The organism is Maricaulis alexandrii (genome assembly GCF_005871165.1).
Lineage (GTDB): Bacteria > Pseudomonadota > Alphaproteobacteria > Caulobacterales > Maricaulaceae > Maricaulis > Maricaulis alexandrii.
This window is the reverse complement of the sequence record NZ_SWKP01000007.1, coordinates 297618-312946: the sequence shown is the minus strand read 5'-3', so window position 1 is coordinate 312946 and position 15329 is coordinate 297618. Positions and strand designations below refer to the sequence as shown.

The 15329-nt window shown below is 62.7% G+C and carries 14 protein-coding genes; 9 read left to right on the top strand and 5 right to left on the bottom strand.

Going from position 1 to position 15329, the window contains the following annotated elements; translation table 11 throughout:
* Window positions 1–115: 115 nt before the first annotated feature.
* Window positions 116–733, bottom strand: a complete 618-nt coding sequence (folE, locus tag FCS99_RS10600; protein ID WP_138512312.1) for a GTP cyclohydrolase I FolE — start codon at window positions 731–733, stop codon at window positions 116–118.
* Between the two features lie 239 nt (window positions 734–972).
* Here folE and cysS point away from each other — a divergent pair, with 239 nt between their 5' ends.
* From cysS to FCS99_RS10585, 3 genes are all read left to right on the top strand, one after another.
* Window positions 973–2361 (top strand): cysteine--tRNA ligase, encoded by a 1389-nt coding sequence (gene cysS / locus FCS99_RS10595; protein ID WP_138512310.1) that lies wholly within the window; start codon window positions 973–975, stop codon window positions 2359–2361.
* Window positions 2362–2366: 5 nt separating this feature from the next.
* The gene (locus tag FCS99_RS10590) at window positions 2367–2636 is read left to right on the top strand and encodes a hypothetical protein (protein WP_138512308.1); all 270 of its coding nucleotides are present in this window, start codon (window positions 2367–2369) and stop codon (window positions 2634–2636) included.
* Window positions 2637–3113: 477 nt separating this feature from the next.
* Entirely contained in the window at window positions 3114–4841 is a 1728-nt protein-coding gene (locus FCS99_RS10585) for a hypothetical protein (RefSeq protein ID WP_138512306.1), read from the top strand.
* A 64-nt stretch (window positions 4842–4905) separates the two neighbouring features.
* Here the strand turns inward: FCS99_RS10585 and FCS99_RS10580 are convergent, their stop codons facing one another.
* Both FCS99_RS10580 and FCS99_RS10575 read right to left on the bottom strand, forming a co-directional pair.
* Window positions 4906–5703 (bottom strand): hypothetical protein, encoded by a 798-nt coding sequence (locus tag FCS99_RS10580; protein WP_138512304.1) that lies wholly within the window; start codon window positions 5701–5703, stop codon window positions 4906–4908.
* A gap of 35 nt (window positions 5704–5738) precedes the next feature.
* Entirely contained in the window at window positions 5739–6461 is a 723-nt protein-coding gene (locus FCS99_RS10575) for a hypothetical protein (RefSeq protein ID WP_138512302.1), read from the bottom strand.
* Between the two features lie 44 nt (window positions 6462–6505).
* On the opposite strand from FCS99_RS10575, the gene FCS99_RS10570 reads away from it, so the two are divergent.
* From FCS99_RS10570 to FCS99_RS10550, 5 genes are all read left to right on the top strand, one after another.
* The gene (locus FCS99_RS10570; protein ID WP_138512300.1) at window positions 6506–6961 is read left to right on the top strand and encodes an iron-sulfur cluster assembly scaffold protein; all 456 of its coding nucleotides are present in this window, start codon (window positions 6506–6508) and stop codon (window positions 6959–6961) included.
* Between the two features lie 147 nt (window positions 6962–7108).
* Window positions 7109–7486, top strand: a complete 378-nt coding sequence (gene yidD, locus FCS99_RS10565) for a membrane protein insertion efficiency factor YidD (RefSeq protein WP_138512298.1) — start codon at window positions 7109–7111, stop codon at window positions 7484–7486.
* The gene (gene thrS / locus FCS99_RS10560; RefSeq protein ID WP_138512296.1) at window positions 7483–9417 is read left to right on the top strand and encodes a threonine--tRNA ligase; all 1935 of its coding nucleotides are present in this window, start codon (window positions 7483–7485) and stop codon (window positions 9415–9417) included. The genes yidD and thrS overlap by 4 nt, the downstream gene beginning before the upstream one ends.
* Window positions 9418–9439: 22 nt before the next feature.
* Window positions 9440–10645 carry an O-antigen ligase family protein gene (locus FCS99_RS10555; RefSeq protein ID WP_138512294.1) on the top strand — a complete coding sequence of 402 codons (1206 nt, stop codon included), beginning with the start codon at window positions 9440–9442 and terminating at the stop codon, window positions 10643–10645.
* Complete coding sequence (locus tag FCS99_RS10550; protein ID WP_171036332.1) at window positions 10642–11592, top strand: glycosyltransferase family 2 protein; 951 nt, start codon at window positions 10642–10644, stop codon at window positions 11590–11592. Before FCS99_RS10555 ends, FCS99_RS10550 begins: the two co-directional genes overlap by 4 nt.
* A gap of 3 nt (window positions 11593–11595) precedes the next feature.
* Here the strand turns inward: FCS99_RS10550 and FCS99_RS10545 are convergent, their stop codons facing one another.
* Together FCS99_RS10545 and FCS99_RS10540 are read right to left on the bottom strand one after the other, a co-directional pair.
* On the bottom strand, window positions 11596–12501 hold the full coding sequence (locus FCS99_RS10545; RefSeq protein WP_138512291.1) for a hydroxymethylglutaryl-CoA lyase: 906 nt from the start codon (window positions 12499–12501) through the stop codon (window positions 11596–11598).
* Window positions 12485–14458 carry an ArnT family glycosyltransferase gene (locus FCS99_RS10540; RefSeq protein ID WP_138512289.1) on the bottom strand — a complete coding sequence of 658 codons (1974 nt, stop codon included), beginning with the start codon at window positions 14456–14458 and terminating at the stop codon, window positions 12485–12487. Before FCS99_RS10540 ends, FCS99_RS10545 begins: the two co-directional genes overlap by 17 nt.
* 115 nt (window positions 14459–14573) lie before the next feature.
* Here FCS99_RS10540 and FCS99_RS10535 point away from each other — a divergent pair, with 115 nt between their 5' ends.
* On the top strand, window positions 14574–15305 hold the full coding sequence (locus tag FCS99_RS10535; RefSeq protein WP_138512287.1) for a glycosyltransferase family 2 protein: 732 nt from the start codon (window positions 14574–14576) through the stop codon (window positions 15303–15305).
* Window positions 15306–15329 lie beyond the last annotated feature (24 nt).

Below are 15329 nucleotides of genomic sequence, written 5' to 3'. Positions count from 1 at the left end.
TCTCACGCAATACATGCGCAATCGTCGCGCATTTTAATGAAACACTGCCATCACACATGAAAAAGCCCCGCAGCAGACACTGCGGGGCTTTTCAGTTGCGGTATGGGAAAGCGGGTTAGCCGCGTTCCACCATGCGCATGAAACGGTCGCGCAAATCCGGGTCGGTCTTGAAGGCGCCGGAGAAGCTGGTCGTGATGGTCGACACATTCGGATGGTGCACACCGCGGGTCGTCATGCACTGGTGCTTGGCGTCGACGAAGACGGCCACACCCAGCGGATCCATGGCTTCGGTCAGCGCATCGGCGATCTGGGCCGTCATGGTTTCCTGGGTCTGCATCCGCTTGGCGAAAATCTCGACGACGCGGGCAATCTTGGAAATGCCGACCACGGCCTTGCGCGGCAGATAGGCGACATGGGCGACGCCCATGATCGGGGCGAGGTGGTGCTCGCAATGGCTCTCGACATCGATATTGGTCAGCATGACCATGTCGTCATAGCCCTGCACATCCTCGAACGTCTTGCCGAGCGCGGCGAGCGGGTCGGCGTCATAGCCGGAGAACCATTCCTGCCAGGCCTTGGCGACGCGCTTGGGCGTGTCCAGCAGGCCTTCACGGGACGGGTCGTCGCCGGCCCAGGAAATCAGGGTGCGAACGGCTTCTTCGGCTTCTTCGCGTGTGGGTTTGGTGCGGGCAGCGCCGGCAAGGCGCGCAGCTTCTGGGGTCACGGCGTCCATCCTCGTGGATCCTTTCGTTGTCGGGCCGGTGTCTTCGGTATACGAGGGCACCGCAGTTCCGGTTTCCGGATCGAGGATGCAAATGACAGCACGTCGTTGGGGCTGTGACCTGAAATCCTCTAATGTTCGCGCTTGCGCGCGAGGCCGTATGTAGGGCTTAAAACGCCACATTCCAACTCATGGCCGCGTATGCCAGCCATGTTTTTCAGTTCAGACTTATGTCGGATACGGACAAGATTATGAATTCGCTCACCCTTTATGACACGATGGCCCGCCGCAAACGGGTTTTCGAACCGATCGATCCGGACCGGGTGACGATGTATGTCTGCGGACCGACCGTGTATTCCTATGCCCATATCGGCAATGCCCGTCCGGCCGTGGTCTTCGACACGCTCTTCCGCGTGCTGCAGCACCTCTATGGTGCCGACCAGGTCGTCTATGCGCGCAACATCACCGATATCGACGACAAGATCATCAAGGCCTCAAAGGAGAGCGGCAAGCCGATCTCCGAGATCACGCAGCACTATGCTGAAATCTACCGCGCCGACATGGGCGCGCTGGGGGTCGGCCGGCCGACGATCGAGCCGCATGCAACCGATCATGTCGATGGCATGATCGCCATGATCCGGACCCTGGTGGATTCCGGCCATGCCTATGCGGCGGAAGGCCATGTCCTGTTCTCGGTCTCCTCCTATGAGCGCTATGGCGCCCTGTCGCGCCGCTCGCTGGACGACATGATCGCCGGGGCCCGTGTCGAAGTGGCGCCCTACAAGAAAGCGCCGGGCGATTTTGTGCTCTGGAAACCGTCCAAGGATGACGAGCCGGGCTGGGACAGCCCCTGGGGTCGCGGCCGTCCGGGCTGGCATCTGGAATGCTCCGCCATGACGGAACAGCATCTGGGCGAGACTTTCGACATTCATGGCGGCGGCACGGACCTCGTCTTCCCGCACCATGAAAACGAGATCGCGCAATCGGTTTGCGCCCATGGTGGGGCCTCGATGGCGAATTACTGGCTCCACAATGGCTTTCTGACCATGGGTACGGACAAGATGTCCAAATCCCTGGGCAATGTTCAGCTCGTCCATGAGCTGATCGAGGAATGGCCGGGCGAGGTGCTGCGCTATGCCCTGCTGACCGCGCATTATCGTGCCCCGCTGACCTGGACGCGCGACCTGCTGGCCAAGACCCGCCGCTCGCTGGACCGGGTCTATGGCGTGCTGCGCCGCCTGGGCGATGTCGAGGCCGCCGACGTGCCCGCACCGGACCCTTTCCTGGACGCTGTGCTGGACGATCTCAACACGCCGAAGGCCCTGTCCGAGCTCTTCCAGATCGCCGGCGAGGCCAACAAGGCGGAAACCGAGGCAGCGAAAGCCAAGGCCAAGGGAGAATTGTTGGCCGCCGGGGCGCTGCTCGGCCTGGGCCAGGCCGACCCGGATGACTGGTTCGGCCTGACGGCCCTGTCGGCCGGGGAACGCGCCGAGATCGATGATCTCATCGTCCAGCGGCAGGCCGCCCGCGAGGCCAAGGATTGGGGCAAGGCGGACGAGATCCGCGATCGCCTCAATGAACTCAAGGTCCAGGTCGATGACGGACCGGAAGGCTCGACCTGGCGCAAGGTGACGGAGTAATTGCCATGGCCCTCAAGGGCTTCAATGTGCTGATGCAGGCCGAGGACGCCACAGGTGAGTGTTTCATCACCTGGGGCGTCATCGCTGCCGATGCCGATGCCGCCATCAAGCTGGCCGAAGGCGCGGCCTTTGCCGAAGGCTTCTGGTCTGTCGAGGTCGACGAGGCCTGGGAACCGGAGCCGGAAGAGGGCGATGAACCCTTCGGCGACATCCCCGAAGTGCTGGGCCGGACGGAACCGACCTATCTCGATGAAGACGAGGTGGACTGGGAGTAGTTCCGGATTGTCCTCGCCCTTGATGGGCGAGGGGGCCGCGCGCACGCGCGGTGGAGTGGGTGACCGGCTAAAAAAGCTCATCCCACCGGGATTCACCCCTTCCGCCCAGCATTCGCCGGCTTCGACACGTCGGACAATCCCCCGGACTGTCCTTGAGCTCCTCCGTTCCCATCAAGAGGAAAGAGGATTTCTAGCCTGTTTTCTGTTGTCATCCCTGACGGATGCCCGGCCTTGAGCCGGGCGTAGATCAGGGACCCATTTTCGAGAGCTGCGCGTGTTGAGGCATGGGTCCCGGACTTGCACCCCGCTTTCGCGGGGCATCCATCCGGGATGACAAGGGTGTTCTGACCCTCTCCCTCTGGTCGGGGGCGCCCCAATCCCATCACCGCACCCAACCATTCTTCCCGTCTTTTCCTGTATTTGCTCCGAGAGATACGAGCCGATACCCTGTCAGCGGCAAGGTAGTGGGAGGGGAAAATGTCGTTTGTTGCTATGGCTCTGGGGCTCGGCCTGCTCGGAAGCTCGGCACAGGATGCCTGCGATAATGCTCTGCGCAGTCATGACAATGTCTACAGCGAGGTTTTTTCTGAAAACGACACGCTGATCGATCGCGTGAATGCGGCGTCCAGGGATGCGGACCGTATGCGGCCCGTGTTCGAGGCTTGCCTGAATCATGTCGGTGTCGCCTTCCCGGCCTGCGAAGGCGCTGACCTGTCGTCCCGCATCTACGGAATTCGGAGCGAATTGCATTCGGTCCGGCGGCGGGTCGACGTCCTCACATCCGAGGTGCGCGAGGAACGCCGTGATTTCGACAATGCCTGTCGCGGCCAGATGGCGACGGCAGCCGATCATGCGCACAATCTGTCCATGTTGGATGGGCTGATTGAAACGCATGATTCCATCCGCGATCTGGAAGCGCGCCTGCAGGAAGAGCTCGACGCTTATGCGCGTCAGGCGGGCCGGATTTTCGGCGGGCGCAGAATGCTCAATGGCGGTATCGGCGTTGATGACCAGACCGAGCTCTATGCCGGTGTGGCGCTGCCCGATGATGTCGACCCGAACACCGAGATGATCCGGCGCGGGGAGGCCTGGCGGGACGGCAATCTGTCCGAAGTCCGGCTGCAGCCCGGCCAGTATGACAGCAGTATCTATGTCGGCGTGGTTTATCCGGACAACGCGCTGCAGGTCACTGAGCGCGCGGGGCGCAGCTGGTCCTTCCAGGGCGGGACACGATCATTGGCCCCGCGTCTGGACTTCAGCTTGCGTTTCACGCGCCGCGACATGATGTCCGTCGAGAATTTCGAGATTTCCGAACCGCTTCTGGACCTGGAATTCGCGCCGGAGCTGACCGGAACCGTCGAGGCGCCCATCCCCGCCTTGCGCGTGCGGTGCCGGGATGGGTCCGGCTGTATCCGGTCCATCCAGTCCGATCAGACTCTCAGCGAGGTCCTGCTGCCAGCGGCCAATGCGGCCAGGCTCTATGAACAGCTGGTGACCCTGCAATTCGCCGCCTACCAGACCACATTCTTGCTGTGCAACTCCGGAAATCCCCAGACGGCAGATGCCTGCTTTCAGGAAGCCCGGGTGCACCAGGTAGGATTCGAGCCGCGGATAGAAGTATGGCCGGCCCGGGCACTACGCCTCTACGGCCTCTCATGCGGCATGGGTCAGTCTGATGCGTGCGACCCGTTCGAAGTGATGACTGCGGCGAGCGAAGGAGAGGTTCTTGATCACGCCACGACTTTGGCCGAGCTCTTCTGCGAGGATGGTGTCGTGCGCATGTGCGAGGTGATCGGGCGCGAGGCTCCGTCCCCGGCTCCAGTTTCGCCCCAGGCTCCAGAGCCGGACGTCATCGCAGGCGCCGAACACCTCGAACTCGATGGTCAGCTCGCTGTGCATTCCTGTTCCGAATTCCGATGCTCATTCAAGGCGAGAACAAGCACGGGCGGGAATACGTTTTACGAGGAATTTGTCCTGTTTCGCCAACAATCCCATCTGATCCGGATCACTGAATTCGATTGTGATGCCCGCGAAGCGCGGACCCGCCGATGGGAGTTTGCGACCACGCCGGGATCGGAAGGGGATTTCGAAGAATCGACCTGGACGTTCAATGGAGCATACGTGGATGATTACTGCGTCGAAGAGACCGGAGCCTACACGATCGCGGAGGGCCGGGCCCTCGCCGAGGCGCAAAGGCCGGACTGAGTGTCTGGCTCTCAAGGCCAGCGGTGAACTGGCCTCGTGACGTCGAGATGCGGGGCTTCGGCAGCTAGTTTGTATGCCGCTCCGGAAACAGATCGTGGCCCTTTTCCTGGATCTGGCTACAGATGTCGTCCAGCGTGCTGAACTGGTGAAAATGCACAGGCCAACCGTCTGAGTTTCCGACCGACTTCTTACCTCTCAGCAAGTAAGGGAGCTCTTTTTCATTCCGATAGAAGATGACCGTTGGAATTTGGCGCATTCGGGCTATTCCCAGTTCGAAGAGGGCGCTTGTGGCGACACTGCTCGGCCAGATCAGCATGAAGCGTTCGCAAGTCAGGCTCGCCGCATTGCTGAGGCGGTAACCGGCTGGCGGCGTGTCGAAATTGTCTTCCGTCTTGATGAATTTGCAGCCGCAATAGAGGTTTTTCGCTTCCACGAAATGGTTGAGCGCCACCAACAATGGGTCCAGCGCGCCGTTATAGAGTTCGCTTTTGTTGAAATCGTCGAACCCATCCATCGGTACCGCCAGAAACAAGTCCACGTGGTCCGGGGCGTTGGCGGGAGTCTGATCGCCGTCTTTCAGCGTTTCAGCGGCTGCTTTTCGGCCCCGTTCGAGGGACGCCTTGGCCTTGTTGAGGCGGCGAAATCTGGTGAAGAGCAGTCCAGCTCCAACTAAGGCCTGAAGGAAGATGAAGCCGTAGAAGAAAAGCTGGGATGTGAGTGAGCTTCCAAAAAAGGGAAGCGCGGCCAGTACGGCGAACCAACTGGCGAGAAAAAGAATGCCAGCCAGACGCTCCTCTACACTCAGGAGCCGCATCAGCCGGCCCAGTTCTTTCAAAAACCCATTCGTTCCGACGTCCGGCATGCCGACACCCCCTTTTGCCCTCGAAGCGAGTGGCACTATAGGGTGAGGGCGATATCCCCTGCAACCGGAAGGTGATCGCCATATTCGATCACTCTGATCGGCTTGCTCAAGCCCGTTTTTGCAAGTGCTTCGGGATGTTGGAGCAGGAAGGGAAGTGTGTCCCGTGATGGTGTGATGATGGTCACGTCCCGCCCAAGGCCGGCTGCCAGACCCAGTTCGAAATGGGCGCTGGTATGAGAGGCGATGGGGTAGAAGAGCAGAAAATGGCGAGCATTGAGAACCGCGTCGACATCTGTCTTGGCCGCTTCATCTGCGGGCGTGAACTCGTTCGACGTCGTGATGTTGCGTCCGGCATAGTAGACGGAATTCCCGCCATGCACCCGCTCCAACTCCCAAGTGAGACGCATGGCCCAGTCACGCGTTGACGCGTACTCGTCCTTGTTGAGCGAGCTCATCGGAGCGGCCAGGAAGAATTTGTAGCGATACGGTGCGTTGCCAAGGCTGGCACCGCCATACGTCACTTCGTCTCCTGGGATCGCCTCTGCATTTGCCATTGTCAGCTCCATGCGGCTGGAGGGTTTAACGTCGTATTCTGACAGAATCAACGCGAACGGCACTTCATCCTTAATAACTACCAAATATTGACGGTTTTCGGTTTCAAACCACAATATAGGCTGTTGATAAGGGCGAGAATGAGTCTTCAACCAATAGGTTGCCCGTTTGGTGTTCGGCCCATTCGCCAGCCGGGAAGCAATCATGGCCCATTCCATCCGGCTCCAAAAGCCCTTACATAGAGCCCATCATGGCTGATGATCTTTATTCCAACGCCGTTCTCCGGCTCGCAGCGGACGTTCCGCGGGTGGGGCGTTTGCCTCGGCCCCAGGCGTCCGTGCGCAAGGTTTCGCGCCTGTGTGGCTCGGAAGTGGAAGTGGATCTGGTGATGCAGAATGGCCGTGTGGCCGATCTGGCGCTGCGGGTGAAGGCCTGTGCGCTGGGGCAGGCTTCGGCCTCGATCATGGCGCGCCAGGTCATTGGCGCCTCCGCCCAGGAACTGGCCCTGGCGCGGGACAGTCTTCTGGCCATGCTGAAACAGGGCAAGCCGTCTCCGCGCGGCCGCTTTGGCGAACTGTCTGTCCTGGAAGGGGCCCGTGCCTATCCGGCCCGGCACCAATCGGTGATGCTGGCCTTCGAGGCCGTCTGCGAAGCGGCCCGCCAGGTGGGCGGCTCGACCGCCAAGGCGACAGAGCCAACCGGCTAGGGCTGTCCGCCCCCGCCGCGCCGGCGGGGCTGCCCGGACAGTCCGCAAGCCCATCTTCCCGAACCGATTTCTTTACTGCGGTCCGCATTGCGTGCCTCATGTCCATGGTGGACAGCTCGCATGACGGCGTTAAAAGGCTTGATTCACATGCGTTCGACGGAACCGAACGAGACGCCGAAACCCGGTCCGGTGGGCTGGTTGATGGTCTTCGCCCTGCGAGCCTATCAGCTGGTCATTTCCCCGGTCTTCTACGCGGTGGGAGTGCGCTGCCGGCACGAGCCGACCTGTTCGCACTACGCCATTGATGCGGTGAAGGACCAGGGCGGCTGGCGGGGTTTCTGGCTGACACTGGGGCGGCTGCTGCGCTGCCGGCCCGGGGGCACATTCGGCTTCGACCCGGTTCCGCCGCGGCGCGATGACACCCCCTGGTGGCGCGTCTGGGCCTTCCGGTCGCCGCCGAACCAGACCAGAATGCACGCCCATCCGCCGGCAGACCGCGCCGACGACAAGGACTTAGACCAATGATCAATGTGACGCTGCCTGATGGGTCGAAACGCGAGCTGCCCGAAGGGGCCACGCCGCTCGACCTCGCGACGAGCATTTCCAAATCGCTCGCCAAGGCTTCCATTATTGCCGAAGTGGATGGACAGGAGTGGGATCTGACGCGTCCGCTGGAAGGCGATGCGACGGTCTCCCTGATTACCCGCAAGGATGACAAGGCGCTCGAAGTGATCCGTCACGATACGGCGCACATCCTCGCCCAGGCGGTGCAGGAGCTATTCCCCGGCACGCAGGTCACGATCGGCCCGGCCATCGAGGAAGGCTTCTATTACGACTTCGCCCGTGAGGAGCCCTTCACGCCGGAGGATTTCGACGCCATCGAAAAGCGCATGGCGAAGATCGTCGATGCCGATTTGCCCTTCGAGCGTGAGGTCTGGGACCGCAATGAGGCGATCGCGAAGTTCAAGGAAATGGGCGAGACCTACAAGGCCGAGCTGATCCAGGACCTGCCGGAAGACGAGACGATCACGATCTATCGCCAGGGCGACTGGTTCGATCTGTGCCGCGGGCCGCACCTGCCCTCGACGGGCAAGATCGGCAAGGCGTTCAAGCTGATGAAGGTGGCCGGTGCCTATTGGCGCGGCGATCACCGCAACGCCATGCTGCAGCGGATCTACGGCACGGCCTGGGCCGATGACAAACAGCTCAAGGCGCACCTGCACCGTCTGGAAGAAGCCGAGAAGCGGGATCACCGCCGTCTGGGCAAGCAGATGGAACTCTTCCATTTCCAGGAAGAAGCGCAGGGCCAGGTCTTTTGGCACCCCAATGGCTGGACGCTGTATCGTGGCGTGCAGGACTATATGCGCCGCCGTCTGGAAGCGGCCGGCTATGTCGAGATCAAGACGCCGCAGCTGATGGATCGCAAGTTTTGGGAAGCCTCGGGCCACTGGGACAAATACCGGGAGAACATGTTCATTTCCTCGATCGACCAGGAAGAGAAAGTCCTGGCCGTGAAGCCGATGAACTGCCCCTGCCACGTCCAGGTCTTCAACCAGGGCCAGAAATCCTATCGCGACCTGCCGCTGCGCCTGGCCGAGTTCGGTTCCTGCCACCGCTATGAACCGTCCGGCTCGCTGCACGGTCTGATGCGGGTGCGCGGCTTCGTGCAGGATGATGCGCACATCTTCTGCACGGTCGACCAGATCACCGAGGAAGTGAAAGCCTTCTGTGAGCTGTTGAAGTCGGTCTATGCCGATTTCGGCTTCGAGGAGCCGCGGATCAAATTCTCCGACCGTCCCGAACAGCGTGTCGGCTCGGACGAGGTCTGGGACAAGGCGGAAGCCTCGCTCAAGGAAGCCGCCGAGGCCTCCGGTCTCGACTATGAGCACAATCCGGGTGATGGCGCCTTCTACGGTCCCAAGCTGGACTTCGTGTTGAAGGATGCGATCGGACGGGAATGGCAGACGGGCACGATCCAGTGCGATTTCAACCTGCCGGAACGCCTGGACGCGACCTTTGTCGGCGATGACAGCGAGAAGCACCGTCCGGTCATGCTGCACCGGGCCATCCTGGGTTCGCTGGAGCGTTTCCTGGGCGTGCTGATCGAGAACTATGCCGGCAAGCTGCCCTTCTGGCTGGCTCCGCGCCAGGTCGTGATCGCGACGATCACGTCCGATGCGGACGGTTATGCCCAGGAGGTGAAGGCTGCCATGATCAAGGCCGGCCTGCGCGCCGAGACCGATCTTCGCAATGAGAAGATCAACTACAAGGTCCGCGAACATTCCGTCGGCAAGGTTCCGGTGATCGCCGTGGTCGGCCGCAAGGAAGCCGAGGAGGGCACGCTCGCCCTGCGCTTCCTGGGCGAGGACGGCAAGACACAGGAAATCCTGTCGCTGGATACGGCGATCGAACGCCTGTCCGCGGATGCGCTGGCACCTGACCAGAAGCGTGGCTGACGGGTAGGGAGGGCGCCCGACCGTGCGCGATGATACGAGAGCCGGGATTGCCGGCATTGCCGGTTTCGGCCTGTCTCTCGTCTTCGCGATTGCGGGCAGCCTCCTGATCGCGCCCTGGGTCTCGCTGCTGGCCATGGCGGCGGTGCCGGTGGATCCCAAATTCTGGCAGATCCGCCGCATTCCCTGGGCCGCCGTTTTCGGCGGCTTCTTCCTGGTCTGGGTGGCGCTGAGCTATCTCTGGTCGCCGCATGACGATCCCGGACAGATCTGGCGGACCTGTCTGGGCATCCCGCTCTACATCCTTTTCGCGGCCCGGATCGGGGCGCTGGAGGGGGCGTGGCAGCGGCGGGTCGAGGCGGCGATCTTCTTCCTGCTGCTCTCCCTCGGCCTCTTCTTGGTCTATGAGGCGATGTTCGACGGGGTGAACACGTTGGCTTTCAAGCTGGCGGAAGAGGACTTCTCCGGCATGCCGGCGGCCGATGTCGCCACGTTCGTGAACCGCAATCTGGGCCATGCCGCCGTTCCACTCATCCTGCTGGCCGTCCCGGCCGCACTGATCGCCTGGCGCGAGGGGGGCGTCCTGATCGGTGCGGTTTTTGTCGCGATGGCCGCCCTGGCCGCTTTCTCCTATGGCATTGAGGTCAATGCGGCGGCCTTCATCCTGGCCAGCGGCGCCACGCTTCTGGCGGCTTTCTGGCCCCGCACCGTGGTGGCGGGCGCCTTCGGCGTGACTGCCGGCATGCTGGTCGTGATGCCCCTGGCCCTTCCCGAGGTCATTGCCGCCCTGCCGGACGATCTTCGCGACGCTTTGCCGCTCTCCTGGGTCTGGCGCTTGGAGATATGGAGCTATGCGGGTGAATTAATTCGGGAAAACCCGTGGTTCGGTTACGGGCTGGACGCCTCGCGCCCCTTGAATCGCGAGCTGGTGTTGCAAGGTTTCAACGTGGAGGCCTTGCCGATGCACCCGCACAATGCCACTTTGCATGTCTGGCTTGAGACCGGAGCAGTTGGTGCCGTGCTGCTGGCTGCAGCACTGGTGGCCATGGGGGGCCGTATCGCCGCCGCACCAAAACTGTCACGTATTCAGGCTATGGGGGTCGTCTGGGTCTTCGTGGCCTATGTTTCCCTGATCGTATTCTCCTACGGGGTCTGGCAGGAATGGCACCAAGGGACAGTAGCGTTGGCAGCGACGTCGGTCTTCTTCCTCGGAGCGAAGCGCCCGGCATGACTGCGCCTGCGCGTCTGAGTGTCGTGACGGTCGCCTGGCAGACCGGTCCGCGCCTGCTGGAAGCCGTGGCCTCGATCCTGGCCGCGCCCGGTGTCGACGAGTTTGTCCTGGTCAATCACGGCAATCCGCCCGAGCTGATCCGCGCCCTGCGGGCCATGGCCTCCAACACAGACAAATTCGTGCTGATCGAGACCGGCGGGAATCTGGGTTTCGCCAAGGGCTGCAATATCGGCGCCCGGCGGACCAATGGCGATTATGTCCTCTTTCTCAATCCCGATGCGGTCCTGGCGCCCGGCGTGGCGAGCCGGCTGAAAGCGTCGGCAGCGGAACTCAAGGATGAGGCGCTCTGGGCGATCGGCGCGCGCATCACCAATGCCGACGGCACCGAACAGCGCGGCGGCCGTCGCGGCGAGCTGACCCCGGCCTCGGCCCTGTCCACCTTCTTCGCGCTCGACCGTTTCCTGCCGGGCATGCGCAATCTGCACTATGAGAACCGGCCCCTGTCCGAAGCGATGGAGCCGATGCCGGTCGTCTCCGGCGCCGCCCTGATGATGCGGCGCGATGATTTCCTGGCGATCGGCGGGTTCGACGAACGCTATTTCCTGCATGTCGAGGATATCGATCTGTGCCGGAAAATCCGCGAGCGGGGCGGCTCCGTCTGGTTCGAGCCGCGCGCCAACATCAAGCATTATGGCGGGACGAGCCATTCCTCGCCCTTCTTTGTCGAGACCCATAAGGGGCTCGGCTTCGTGAAGTATTTCTGGAAATACTATCCCGGTCCGGTGCAGCGCCTGGCGACGATGGCGCTGATCGGACCGATCTTTGCGGCCCTGTGGGGGCGCGCCAGTTATCTGCGCCTGCGCGGCTGGGCCCAGGCCGCCCTGCACCGCCGCGCCGTGGTCCGTCGCCTGCGCCGCCTCAAGGCCCATCGCGCCGCGCGCAGCTAGGCCTCAGGCCGGTTTCGGAAATCCGCCGGCGCGGGAGAGCGCGCTGTCGACCGGGTGTTTCAGCCCTTCCGTCTCCAGCCATTTCGCCGTCTCGATCAGACTGTCCAGGTCCAGCCCCGTCTCATAGCCGCCACGCTCCAGCATGTAGACAACATCCTCGGTCGCCACATTGCCCGTCGCCGCCGGCGCAAAGGGACAGCCCCCAATCCCGCCGACCGAGGCATCAATGACGTCCACACCGGCCTCGACGGCGGCATAGATATTCGCCATCGCCGTATTGCGCGTGTTGTGGAAATGCATGCGCAGGCGCATATCCCCGCTCTCGGCCCGCACCAAATCCAGCATGCGCCGCACCGCCCAGGGATCGGCCACACCGATCGTGTCGCCCATGGCAAACTCGACCGCACCTGCCGCCCGCGCCCGGCCAGCGAGACGCGCCACAACGGCCGGATCCACCTCACCATCAAACGGATCACCAAAGGCCACCGACACGGTCACCGAGACCGGGGTGCCCTCATCATGGGCAAGCACGGCGATCCGGTCGAACAGGTCGGCGGTCTGGTCCGGCGTGGCATTCTGGTTTTTCAGGCCGAAGCCTTCCGACGCCACCATGACGTAATTGACCTCGTCACAGCCCGCCTCCAGCGCCCGGCGCATGCCGCGCTCATTGAGCGCCAGCCCGATATATTTCACCCCGTCCTGACGCGGCACGCGCTGCATGACGGCGTCGCTGTCGGCCATCGCCGGCACGAGTTTGGGATGGACAAAGCTGGCCGCTTCCATCCGCCGAACCCCGGAAGCGATCAGCCGCTCGACAAACTCGATCTTGGTGTCCGTCGACATCATCGCCGGATCATTCTGCAGACCGTCACGCGGCCCGACTTCAACGATTTCAATCTTGCGGGTCATTGGGGTTGGTCTCGGTTGCATTGGGGTTGGGCAGGATCCGCGTCATCACACGGACATCATTTGCATTTGATGGGGCGCATCGCGTGAAGAGGATCACCAAAACGGTCTCGTCGCCGCGGGAATAATTGGTTCCGGACGCCAGCGTTCGCGCGGGGCAAGCACCGAGATCTCGAAGCGTCAGCATCCACCCTGCATTGGCCAGCTGGCTGTCTCCGGCCTCAGGCAAGCTGTTCTGGAGGTCATCCCGCATACCGTGGAATGCAGTGCGTCCGCGAGCGATGAGCCAGTCTGGTAGACCCGTTCCGTCGGCTGAGTCAGAGCCGCGTTGATAGAGCAAGAAATTGCGCAAACCGGGCTCCCGCGACAAGTCCAGCACCACCATGGTCGGCTCCTCACGGCTCTCCGCGAAGGCCAGCACTTCGTCAGCCGAGCCCAGAACCGTATCGGATCCCAGCGAGAAGACGAGGCTGGGTTCGGTATAGCTGGAGGCGGTCACGATCTCATCGGGCGACAGGCCGGTGATCGTCTCCGAGTTTTCCCGCGCCGCGCGCACCTGATCGGCCAGCCGAACCGCAAAAGCATTCGGTAAGGCCGCCCCGCGGGCGGCGAGTTGCCAGCCCAGTCCGGCCAGCACGGCGAAGACCAGGGCGAGCACGCCCGGCTTCACCCTATCGCTGACCAGGGCGGCGGCAGTGAGGCCGACGAAAATTGCGCTGGCGATGAACACCCGGGCGGCCACGGCCGGGTCGAGGCCCAGATCGAACCCGCCCTGGAAACCGGCGAGGGAGAGGCGGACCGCATCCCAGCTGGCATTATTGCCATACATCACAAACGCCACTGGGATCACGATGGCAAACACGACACCCGCAAACGCAAACAACCCCCAGCTGACCCAGCGCTGCCAGGCCTGCGCCTTGACCAGCTCCACCAGCCCCCAGCCAGCCGCCAGGGCGAGGGCCGGATAGGCGGGCAGGACATAGTGCGGGAGTTTGGTCGGCAGGAGTTCGAAGACCAGCCAGGTCGGCACGGCCCAGCACACCAGGAAGCGCGCCGCACCGGCCATGTCCGTCTTCTGCCGGATCGCGCCGACCAGGCGTCCCACGCCCGGCACCAGGAAGAGCGTTGCCGGGAAGAGCAAAAGCGGCAGGAGGAGGAGATGATAACCGATCGGTCCGCCATGGCGTTCATGGCTGGAGACCAGTTTCGGGCCCAGGTCATCGCCCAGCGCTTCGCGCAGGAAATTGCCTTCAGTGGCAATCTGGATGGAGACCAGCCAGGGCACGACCATGGAAATGGCGAGGATCGGTCCCCACCAGGTCAGGACGGGCTTCAGCCAGCGCCACTCCCGTTCCCAGATCAATAGGGCAATGATCGCCAGACCGGCCACCATGGGCGTCACCGGTCCCTTGATCAGCGCACCCAGCCCGATGGCGAACCAGAAGAGGAGGGCGGTTTTCCAGCCCGGACTGTCACCGCCGCGTGCATTCATGAGCGCGGCCATGGCCAGGGTCGTGCACCCGGCGAGCATGGCATCGGTCTTGGCGATCCCGCCTTCAATGCCCAGCAGGATGGTGGTGGCGAACAGGGCCGCACCGGCAAAGGCCGCCTCGCGCCCGATCAGTTTCGAGCCGCCCCAGAAGGCGGCCAGCGCGGCTAGGATCACGCCCAGAAGGGAGGGGATGCGATAGGCCCAGATCTCGCGCGCCTCGGCATCGGAGAGGGCGGCAACCGTCACCGCCTGCATCCAGTGAATGCCGACCGGCTTCTTGTTGCGCTCGGTGTCGAGGAAGTTGATCTCGACGAAATTCCCGGTCTCCAGCATTTGCGCCGTGGCCTGGGCAAAGCGGCTTTCATCCCGGTCCAGTGGCGGCAGGGTGAAGATCCCCGCCAGGGCGGACAGGGCCGCCAGCAGGCCGATGATGACATAGGCGCGGACGCCGCGGGCCAATTCGGTCATGATGCCTCCGAGACTGCGCGAGGTGAGAAATCCCTCGCGTCATGAGCCAGAACCGGTATGTAACGGGCAGCCCCTGTTTCGCAAGCACAACCAGACACCTGTAAGCCAGACCGTCATGACCAAACCCCAAATCTCCGTTGTCGTCCCCGCCTATAACGAGGCCGGAAATGTGGTGCCCCTGGCCCGTGAGATTGCCGAGGCGCTGAGCGGCCGTGAGTTCGAAATCCTGTTTGTGGACGACTGTTCCAGCGATACGACCCGCCAGGAATTGATCGACGCCAAGACGGAATTGCCGATGCTGCGCGTGATCGCGCACCGGCATAATGCCGGCCAGTCGCGCTCGGTGCGCACCGGGGTCATGCATGCGCGCGGCGCCGTGATCTGCACACTGGACGGGGATGGCCAGAACCCGCCGGAAAACCTGCCCACCGTGGTCGATGCGCTGATCCGGGATGATGCGCCGGACAATCTGGCCCTGGTCGGCGGCGACCGTTCGGCCAATCGCCAGGACAGTGCCTGGAAGAAGTTCGCCTCACGCTTCGGCAATGGCATCCGCAAGGCGATGCTCAACGATAATTGCAATGATACCGGCTGCGGGCTGAAGGCCTTCAAACGCGCGGCCTATCTGGAACTGCCCTTCTTCGACCACCAGCACCGTTTCCTGCCGGCGCTGATGAATCGCGAGGGCTATTTGTGCGAATTCCGGCCGGTCACACACCGCCATCGCACGATCGGATCGTCGAAATATACGAATTTTGGCCGTCTTTTCGCCTCTTTGACAGACATGATGGGCGTAATGTGGTTAAATTCGCGGGCGCGCAATCCGCGCGGAAGCGACGAGTTCTAGGGTTCAAGGGCCATGTCTGGCCCA

Coding starts and splice junctions, on each gene's coding strand:
- FCS99_RS10545 (WP_138512291.1), bottom strand. CDS start 12,501: ATGACCCGCAAGATTGAAATCGTTGAAGTCGGGCCGCGTGACGGTCTG.
- FCS99_RS10585 (WP_138512306.1), top strand. CDS start 3,114: ATGTCGTTTGTTGCTATGGCTCTGGGGCTCGGCCTGCTCGGAAGCTCG.
- FCS99_RS10535 (WP_138512287.1), top strand. CDS start 14,574: ATGACCAAACCCCAAATCTCCGTTGTCGTCCCCGCCTATAACGAGGCC.
- thrS (WP_138512296.1), top strand. CDS start 7,483: ATGATCAATGTGACGCTGCCTGATGGGTCGAAACGCGAGCTGCCCGAA.
- FCS99_RS10570 (WP_138512300.1), top strand. CDS start 6,506: ATGGCTGATGATCTTTATTCCAACGCCGTTCTCCGGCTCGCAGCGGAC.
- FCS99_RS10590 (WP_138512308.1), top strand. CDS start 2,367: ATGGCCCTCAAGGGCTTCAATGTGCTGATGCAGGCCGAGGACGCCACA.
- folE (WP_138512312.1), bottom strand. CDS start 733: ATGGACGCCGTGACCCCAGAAGCTGCGCGCCTTGCCGGCGCTGCCCGC.
- FCS99_RS10580 (WP_138512304.1), bottom strand. CDS start 5,703: ATGCCGGACGTCGGAACGAATGGGTTTTTGAAAGAACTGGGCCGGCTG.
- FCS99_RS10575 (WP_138512302.1), bottom strand. CDS start 6,461: ATGATTGCTTCCCGGCTGGCGAATGGGCCGAACACCAAACGGGCAACC.
- FCS99_RS10550 (WP_171036332.1), top strand. CDS start 10,642: ATGACTGCGCCTGCGCGTCTGAGTGTCGTGACGGTCGCCTGGCAGACC.
- cysS (WP_138512310.1), top strand. CDS start 973: ATGAATTCGCTCACCCTTTATGACACGATGGCCCGCCGCAAACGGGTT.
- yidD (WP_138512298.1), top strand. CDS start 7,109: ATGCGTTCGACGGAACCGAACGAGACGCCGAAACCCGGTCCGGTGGGC.
- FCS99_RS10540 (WP_138512289.1), bottom strand. CDS start 14,458: ATGACCGAATTGGCCCGCGGCGTCCGCGCCTATGTCATCATCGGCCTG.